General features: G+C 38.4%; 10 protein-coding genes. 4 read left to right on the forward strand and 6 right to left on the reverse strand.

Going from position 1 to position 7527, the window contains the following annotated elements:
• Window positions 1-85: 85 nt before the first annotated feature.
• On the reverse strand, window positions 86-958 hold the full coding sequence (locus tag H6G68_RS26210; protein WP_199332734.1) for a DEAD/DEAH box helicase: 873 nt from the start codon (window positions 956-958) through the stop codon (window positions 86-88).
• 389 nt (window positions 959-1347) lie between these two features.
• Between H6G68_RS26210 and H6G68_RS27755 the strand changes: the two genes are divergently transcribed.
• Window positions 1348-1689 carry a DUF1186 domain-containing protein gene (locus tag H6G68_RS27755; protein WP_277925563.1) on the forward strand — a complete coding sequence of 114 codons (342 nt, stop codon included), beginning with the start codon at window positions 1348-1350 and terminating at the stop codon, window positions 1687-1689.
• Window positions 1661-2233 carry a DUF1186 domain-containing protein gene (locus tag H6G68_RS27760; protein WP_277925564.1) on the forward strand — a complete coding sequence of 191 codons (573 nt, stop codon included), beginning with the start codon at window positions 1661-1663 and terminating at the stop codon, window positions 2231-2233. Before H6G68_RS27755 ends, H6G68_RS27760 begins: the two co-directional genes overlap by 29 nt.
• Window positions 2234-2338: 105 nt before the next feature.
• On the opposite strand, the gene H6G68_RS26220 is transcribed toward H6G68_RS27760, so the two are convergent.
• The 5 genes from H6G68_RS26220 to H6G68_RS26240 form a co-directional block, all read right to left on the reverse strand.
• Window positions 2339-2689, reverse strand: coding sequence for a HepT-like ribonuclease domain-containing protein (locus H6G68_RS26220; RefSeq protein WP_190909267.1), 351 nt, complete (start codon window positions 2687-2689; stop codon window positions 2339-2341).
• On the reverse strand, window positions 2679-2969 hold the full coding sequence (locus H6G68_RS26225) for a nucleotidyltransferase family protein (protein ID WP_016953655.1): 291 nt from the start codon (window positions 2967-2969) through the stop codon (window positions 2679-2681). The genes H6G68_RS26220 and H6G68_RS26225 overlap by 11 nt, the downstream gene beginning before the upstream one ends.
• A complete protein-coding gene (locus H6G68_RS26230) occupies window positions 2966-3358 on the reverse strand; it encodes a type II toxin-antitoxin system death-on-curing family toxin (protein ID WP_190909268.1) in 393 nt (130 codons plus the stop codon). The genes H6G68_RS26225 and H6G68_RS26230 overlap by 4 nt, the downstream gene beginning before the upstream one ends.
• Window positions 3355-3582 carry an AbrB/MazE/SpoVT family DNA-binding domain-containing protein gene (locus H6G68_RS26235; protein WP_190909269.1) on the reverse strand — a complete coding sequence of 76 codons (228 nt, stop codon included), beginning with the start codon at window positions 3580-3582 and terminating at the stop codon, window positions 3355-3357. Before H6G68_RS26235 ends, H6G68_RS26230 begins: the two co-directional genes overlap by 4 nt.
• Before the next feature lie 349 nt (window positions 3583-3931).
• On the reverse strand, window positions 3932-4366 hold the full coding sequence (locus H6G68_RS26240; RefSeq protein ID WP_016953658.1) for a hypothetical protein: 435 nt from the start codon (window positions 4364-4366) through the stop codon (window positions 3932-3934).
• A 432-nt stretch (window positions 4367-4798) separates the two neighbouring features.
• On the opposite strand from H6G68_RS26240, the gene H6G68_RS26245 reads away from it, so the two are divergent.
• Window positions 4799-5320 (forward strand): DUF2243 domain-containing protein, encoded by a 522-nt coding sequence (locus H6G68_RS26245; protein WP_190909270.1) that lies wholly within the window; start codon window positions 4799-4801, stop codon window positions 5318-5320.
• Between the two features lie 729 nt (window positions 5321-6049).
• On the forward strand, window positions 6050-6688 hold the full coding sequence (locus H6G68_RS26250; protein ID WP_190909271.1) for a histidine phosphatase family protein: 639 nt from the start codon (window positions 6050-6052) through the stop codon (window positions 6686-6688).
• Window positions 6689-7527 lie beyond the last annotated feature (839 nt).

Raw genomic sequence — 7527 nt, forward strand, 5'->3', positions numbered from 1 at the left:
GGCATCTCTAACGCTTATTTTAGCGTACCAGCCAGCTACCTTTGCATTGGGGCATCTCACTTTTAAAAGCAGTGGCAGTAACACTTTAGCTATTTCCGGAGATGTCTATTGTAGTAGCAAATCGTTTTGGTAACTTCACATCTACCAAAGCACGGGTATTGCGTACCATCACTTCCCGCATCAAGGAACGCAGTTTTTCCGGATTTTTGGGAATACGTCCATTTCTGGAATCAACGTATTCTTTTTTAAACGCAACTTCTGTTTGCAGTAAACCTGGCTTGAGTAGAGTCAGGAGATTGAATAGTTCAATCAGCGAATTCTGGACTGGGGTTGCAGTCAGCATGAGGATAAACCGCTTGTTAAGGGCGTTTACCAATTTCCAGTTAAGAGTCGTGCGATTTTTGAGGTGGTGTGCTTCATCAACAACTACCAAGTCCCAGGTACGACCGGTGACATGAGCAAAATGTTTGGCAGATTTAGCCGTGTTGAGTGAAGCGATAATGCGGGGATTCTGCGTCCAAAAATCTTCTAGGGGTTGTTGGGGGTCACGGTTATCTGTGGTAATAGTGGCAATGTTAAATTTTTCACTTAATTCTAATTGCCACTGAGAAACCAGGGATGCGGGAGTGAGTACGAGTAGGGACTGTACCATGCCTCTAGCTAAATACTCAGCACAGATAATTCCAGCTTCAACGGTTTTGCCCAAACCGACTTCATCTGCTAACAATGCCCGTCCACCCAGTTGTCTAAGAACCTTGCGGGCTGTTTCAATTTGATACCAGTATTTGTCAATAGAGGTGAGGGTGGGAAGGCACACTAACTGGTCATAGTCTGCCATGACCGAGAGTTTAAATAGGTCTAGACGTGCTTCGTAAAAGTCAAGGGGGTCGTATTTACCTGCTTTGAGTGCTTCTAAAGCTGTGGAGGAGTTAAATTTAAATGTATAATTTTGATTCATGATGCACTCAGAGCGAACCCTTTTGACCTGACTAATACCTTTTGTCAGTTTAGGGAGTTTTTACACTAAATTCAATTACGAGATGTTGGTTTTGATAATTTGTAACCAATTTCAACATCCCCAAACCACGCAAGAAACTTCCAAATAAAGAAATATCCCGTATTTGTAAACGCAGGGGGGCAGGGAGCAGCTGACAGGTGTAGGTCGGTGTTGAAAATTGTCGTGATGATAAGGCAGAAGGGAAAAGCTTTTTGGGCAACTTTACTTTCGGTTACATACTACTCTCCGAGAAGCCGCTCCGCGTCTACGGTTTTTTTACGCCATTCTACTTAATTTTTGCCTAATTATTAGTATATGATTTTAATGTCAGCCAACAATTTAGCTTGAAAATGCAACTAGAAGAAATTTTATCAGAACTAGAAAATAACACTGGTAAATTCCCTCGTTTGGCTTTAGAGAGAGCCATTCAAGAACAGGAATCCATTACTCCTTTGTTATTAGCGACTTTAGAAGAATGCAAAAATAATCTAGAAGATTTATTAGAAGAACCAGATTATTTTTTACATATTTATTCCCTGTTTTTACTAGCACAATTTAGAGAATTTAAATCTTATCCTATCATCGTCGATTTTTTTTCGACACCGGGGGATATCTCCCTAGATGTAACCGGAGATGTAGTAACTGAAGATTTAGGTAGAATTCTTGCTTGGTGTCAGTCACGGAAATCTTGACCCTATTCAGCAACTGATAGAAAATCCAGCAGTTAATAAATTTGTGAGAGGTGCTGCTCTAAAATCCTTAGTAATATTACTTGTTCAAAAAATTATTTCTAGAGAACAGGTCATCCAATATTTTGAGGAACTTTTTTTAAGCAAGCTGGAAAAAGATAATTACTATATGTGGAATAAATTAGTGATTAATAGTTGTGATATCTGTGCTATTGAACTTAAAGAGCATATAGATAGAGCTTTTGAAGAAGATTTAATAGAAAGGTTTTTTATAGATGAAAATAATGTCAATAATTCTCTAAAAATGGGTGTGGAAGCAGCGTTACAAAAACTGCATAACAAACAGCATTATACTTTGATTAATGATACAATATTAGAAATGGAGTCTTTGAATTGCTTTCGAGCAGATAAGCCGAATAAAAAAGATAATTCTCCCATTAGTGTAAAGGGGTTTACTCTAACATTAAATAAAAATAAAAGTCAAGTTGATAAAAAGAAAAAAATGCAGAAAGAATCTCGTCGAAAAAATAGATCGAAGAAAGGTTAATTTTCTTGATCTTGGTTTTTTCAAGATCACAAAAAAAAGGGAACATAAAGTTTCCTATTCCCTAAAACTTTAGTTCTGATTTTAAATTCCCAACTCCTCAAAAATTTAACCATCGCCAAATTCTTGTTGAAAAATAACCTCAATTTGTTCTTGCAGAAGTGGAACTTTATTTTGCACAATGTCCCAAATCGTTTCATTTTCGAGACTGAAATAAGCATGAGCTAAAATATCTCTTAAACCTGCTATTTTCCGCCACTCTACCGTAGGATAACGATTTCTAATTTCTGTCGGCACTTGCTTGATGGCCTCGCCAATAATTTGCAGATTTCGCAGCACAGCATCAAACCTTAACTCATCTTCAAAAAACTGGTTATAGCTGATACCTTCTGTATAACGCAAAACCTTGTGACAGCTGTTCAAAATATCCTCAAAATATAGTCTGAGACTACGAGACATAGATTGCCTCTGTTTCAACAGCATCTCTAATTTGAGGCTTTAACATCTTCTTGCTAACTAAATCTACGGGACATCCCAAACTATCCTCCAGAAAAAACTTTAAGTCCATGTAACAGTCAAACGTCACCTTTCCGTCAAACTCCACTAATAAATCAATATCACTTTTAGCCGTGGCTTCATCCCTTGCTACCGAACCAAATAAAGCCAGAGATTTTACACCATAACCTCGAATCTCTGCCCCATGAGCTTTTAAAAAAGCAATTAAATTTTCTCGTTTCATAGCAATTCACCAGCATATTTTCCTAACCAAACCTGCAAAGCATTTTCGTCAATTTCCCCAGATGCTAAACCCTCCATCACTAATACTATTTCTGGCTCTGGTGCATTGAAACCATAAGCATTCACCCCCAAAAAAACATACATCGCCATAAAAGCTGTACGCTTATTGCCATCCGCAAAAGGATGATTTTTACACAAAGCAAAACCATAAGCCGCTGCTAATTCCAGGAGCGAAACTTCCGGCTGATAGGAAAACCGATGCCGGAGACGGGCTAAACTCGCTGCTAATAACGGGCTATCTCTTACCCCAGATAACCCACCATACTGAGAAATTAAATCCTTATGGATAGCAAGCACCATCTGTTCAGTTAGCCAGGTCGGTTCATTCACTTAGCGAGTTCCTTCAACGCCTGACGAAACTTCTGGCTACCTTGCCGATAAATATCCATTGCTTTCTCAAACTCAGGATCATAAGGACTCAGCTGGAGTCCATGTTCAGTTTCCGTCACAAATACGGTATCTCCTTCGGAAAGATTGAGTTTTTCTAACAACTCCTTAGAAAAAGTCACCCCTACTGAATTACCAATTTTGCGTAACTTTAAGGTTTGGATCATTTAACTTTCGCCAATGTAATTACGAGTGTAACTACTATCTTAGCCTTAAATTTCCAACTCTGCAACTCCCAATGGCTTACCCCATGCTCCAGTATCGGTAGCTACGGTGTACACACAAGCCTGGCGAGGAAAGCAACTCAAAAATGTGATCCATGGATCACATTTCTCCTCAAAACCTGGGCAACACAGTCCCCGATTTGTGGCTGGTGGGAATAAGCTGCTATTGATTAGAACAGAAAATTCTGTTAAATAGGAGTTGTATGTATAAAATATTAGACAGTTTGAGGATGGATAAAAGAGGTAAAAATATGGTATTGGGGATTAACAGAGCGATTGCTGATGCTATAAATCAATTAGAAAAACTATGTTCTCTAAATAATTTTTTTGCCCAATCTATATCATAGGGTATAGGAGGTTTCACAGGACGATAATCTTTTTCATCGCTTTGCCCGTGCTGTAAAACAGCATTAACAACTATACAAGGTTCTTTACTAAGATTAATTGCACCATGTAATACCCCCGGAGGAATTGTAATAATTGTTGGTTCTTTTTCATTCAAAAATGTATATTGATATTCACGGTTGTGCAGAGTAGTTATTAAAATCTGTCCCTTCACCACTAATAATTGATCCGTTTGATGTCTATGCACAAACATATTATCTATAAAATTACCAGAAACATGAACCAACGTAGTTTGATTACTACTAGCTAAAGAGTAAAATGAAACCATTCCGACTGTCATTGAATCTAACTTGCGAATTTCAATTCTTTTACTGCCAGTCATTTTTGCACCTCTTTATTTTCCTAATTGGGTAAACCTAGGGACAGTGCCGTGAGCAACAAATAGTACAAAACCTCAGTTTGTAAGATGACAGAATATAGCTAAAACCTTGATTATTTCTACATTTGTGGTGAATTTAACAAATGAGTTTGATTTAGGTATAGATTATTTCATAGAAACCAATACCTAAAAGTATATTTAGTAACATTAATAAATTAATTTATCCTTTGTAGGACGAAAAGCTGTTCGTTTTTATCCCCTCTTTTGTGCAAAGCGAGATCGCCAGGGCTGACTTGTCAGTTCACAATTATTGTATATGTAGGTGTGAGCAGATAGTGAACACTTGAAATTGATGGCTAGTATTGCTCTCTAGGTAGAAGAAATTAATAACAAAACAAGTCTATTTTGGTGAGAAAACTGTCTGTAGGTTTAAAAATGGCAGCAAATATTCAGGTTTTTCCTAAACGTTTACCACTAATTACTGCTGGAATTTTTTTAGGTTTAGGGCTAGGTGGTTTTGTAGATGGTATCCTGCTTCATCAAATCTTCCAGTGGCATCATATGTTAAGCAGTATTCGTCCCCTGACTACCGATACAAATACGGACGTAAACATGGTGTGGGATGGTTTATTTCATGCTTTGGATTGGGTATTAACTGTAATTGGAGTAACCTTGCTGTGGCGGGCAGGAGGGCGTGCTGATGTTCCTTGGTTATCACAAACATTTGGTGGTTCTTTGCTCATAGGTGCTGGGTTGTTCAATTTAGTAGAAGGAGTAATTAATCATCAAATTCTGGGTATCCATCATGTGAAACCAGGACCAAATCAATTAGCTTGGCAATACCTTAGCCAAAAAAAGAGCCTTGATAATTTTTGGCTTGCACTGGCAAAACTAAGCATACATAGGCGTTTCGATAAAAAGGTAGTTTGTCATCCCAAACCCTTATCCTACGGTTAATACGTTAAAAAAACCTTGTAGGAAACCTTAAAGGAATTTTTAGGACTGATTGTTTTTGCCAAGCCTCAGATAAATGGGAGTTAATGGTTAAAGCATCATCTTTTCACCCTCGTAAATTGGCTAAGGTATTGGTTAATAAATCAACTTATATATCTGTAGTAATTACGGCAAGCCTTCTGGGAGAAATAGGAGAATGTATTTCATTTCAGATGTCAAATTATAAAAGTCTGTTTTTTGTTGAAAATTAACAAGATGAACTGATTGAAAACATTGAAATATCCACCGCATATTTGGATTGTTGATGGCTTTTACCAATTGATTTTTTACAGTATAGTTTAAGGATTTTAACGCTGCTCTAATTTCTTTGATAATTTATTTAAGTCAGATTTTTTTCTATCTTGACTTTGCACAACTAACCATCTTTGTTCTATATCTCCATAAGTTATTTTCTTCTGTGCATAAGAATATAGCCTTTCTCAGCTTAGTGAGGTACAGTAGCAACAAACAGTGGGTAAACCAATTTGAATTAATCCTGCACGCTGTCCTCAAGACCGTTTTTCCCCAGTCTTGTTATTTTCCCCTAAGAAAATTAGCATTTGAACTCGCAGGCCAAAGTTTGTGAGGGAATTGACTTTGTTGGTGGATTTCTTTGTCCTGGTGTCACATACTCGATTGCGAGATTGATGGTATTTTATTTTTGCACAAACTCTTTTATCCTCATCGCCAGCTATGACACTCAATTTATATTTACTGCGACATGGCGAAACTACTTTTAGTCAAAGTGGTAATTTCTGCGGTGCAACTGATGCAGAATTGACCTCTGAAGGGATGCAGATGGCAGAGAGTTTTGCTGATGTTTATAAAAAGTTGAATTGGTCAGCGGTTTATGTTAGCCCGATGAAACGCACTATTGCCACTGCCCAGCCATTTTGTGATGCTGTTGGTATGGAGATGCAGGTGCGGGAAGGACTCAGAGAAGGTAGTTACGGTGAATGGGAAACCAAGAGTAAATCGTTTGTTCAAGAAAATTACCCAGAAAACTATGTAAAATGGTTGACAGAACCTGCTTGGAATGCACCCATTGGTGGAGAAACTGCGGTAGAGATTGCTAACCGTTCTATGCCTGTAATTGCGGAAATTCAAGAAAAACATCCCCAAGGTAATGTTTTAGTAGTTGCCCATAAAGCCACGATTCGGATTATGCTTTGCAGTTTACTAGGAATTGATTTGGGACGCTATCGCTATCGGGTAAATATTTTGGTCGCTTCGGTAAGTATGGTTAAATTTGACGTAAATGGACCTTTGTTGGAAATATTAGGCGACCGCTATCATATACCCGATCATATTCGCTCCCGTCCTGGAACATAATAGTCGTCCCTCAAGAAAATATTGCCCTCCCGCGCACTGCCTGCCATAGGCAATAACTTCAGTTCAATCCTGCATTGCAGTGTTGATAGAGAAACAAAGCATAAGACACAAGCGATCGCCTCCGGCGGGCGGGTACGCCATCGCGTATTGCTAACGCAAGGCTAACGCCAACGCGGAGCGTCCCGGAGGGAACTGACGCTGCTGCAAGCAGTTCGCCTCCGGCACTAGTACAACACGGCGTAAATAAGATGACCATTCAAAGCTACGAAAATTTGATTACAAGGCTTAAAAATGGTTCATTCAATTACTTACGCCGCAGTGTACTAGTGGGTTGGGGTGGAAATTTCAGGCTGAAGATGGGTTGTATTATCCAGTTCGGCAGTGCCTAATGTCTCATCTTTGTATTGAATTTTGAGCTTAAAATGAAAATCACACCCTGCATGCAAGGAAAACTCACCATGACAGTTACTGCTGCTAAATGGAGTTTAGACGACTATCATCGCATGATAGTGATTATTTCCAAGAATTAACCTTGACTTTAGGTGAAATATCTCCGTTAGCATTTCCAGAAATTAAAGTTTCTATTCAACGTTTACTAAAAGGGTTTTAATTTAATCATGTCTGTGATATGCGTAGCTAAAAGCACATTTTTCACGACATTTTGAATATTATTGCTTATTGATAAATGACGAATAACCTTCACTTGTCAGAAATGTATACATCCTGATAGGGATAATTCTGATGGACTGAGTTGGGTGAGTTCAATAGATTCACCGATTAACCAGGTGGCGAAATCGGCTGAAAATGACTCTGCTAAAAAGCGACAGATATTATCAAAC

This window comes from Anabaena catenula FACHB-362 (assembly GCF_014698735.1).
In the GTDB taxonomy this organism is placed as follows: Bacteria; Cyanobacteriota; Cyanobacteriia; order Cyanobacteriales; family Nostocaceae; genus Anabaena; species Anabaena variabilis_A.

Coding starts and splice junctions, on each gene's coding strand:
- H6G68_RS26210 (WP_199332734.1), bottom strand. CDS start 958: ATGAATCAAAATTATACATTTAAATTTAACTCCTCCACAGCTTTAGAA.
- H6G68_RS27755 (WP_277925563.1), top strand. CDS start 1,348: ATGCAACTAGAAGAAATTTTATCAGAACTAGAAAATAACACTGGTAAA.
- H6G68_RS26220 (WP_190909267.1), bottom strand. CDS start 2,689: ATGTCTCGTAGTCTCAGACTATATTTTGAGGATATTTTGAACAGCTGT.
- H6G68_RS26225 (WP_016953655.1), bottom strand. CDS start 2,969: ATGAAACGAGAAAATTTAATTGCTTTTTTAAAAGCTCATGGGGCAGAG.
- H6G68_RS26235 (WP_190909269.1), bottom strand. CDS start 3,582: ATGATCCAAACCTTAAAGTTACGCAAAATTGGTAATTCAGTAGGGGTG.
- H6G68_RS26240 (WP_016953658.1), bottom strand. CDS start 4,366: ATGACTGGCAGTAAAAGAATTGAAATTCGCAAGTTAGATTCAATGACA.
- H6G68_RS26245 (WP_190909270.1), top strand. CDS start 4,799: ATGGCAGCAAATATTCAGGTTTTTCCTAAACGTTTACCACTAATTACT.
- H6G68_RS26250 (WP_190909271.1), top strand. CDS start 6,050: ATGACACTCAATTTATATTTACTGCGACATGGCGAAACTACTTTTAGT.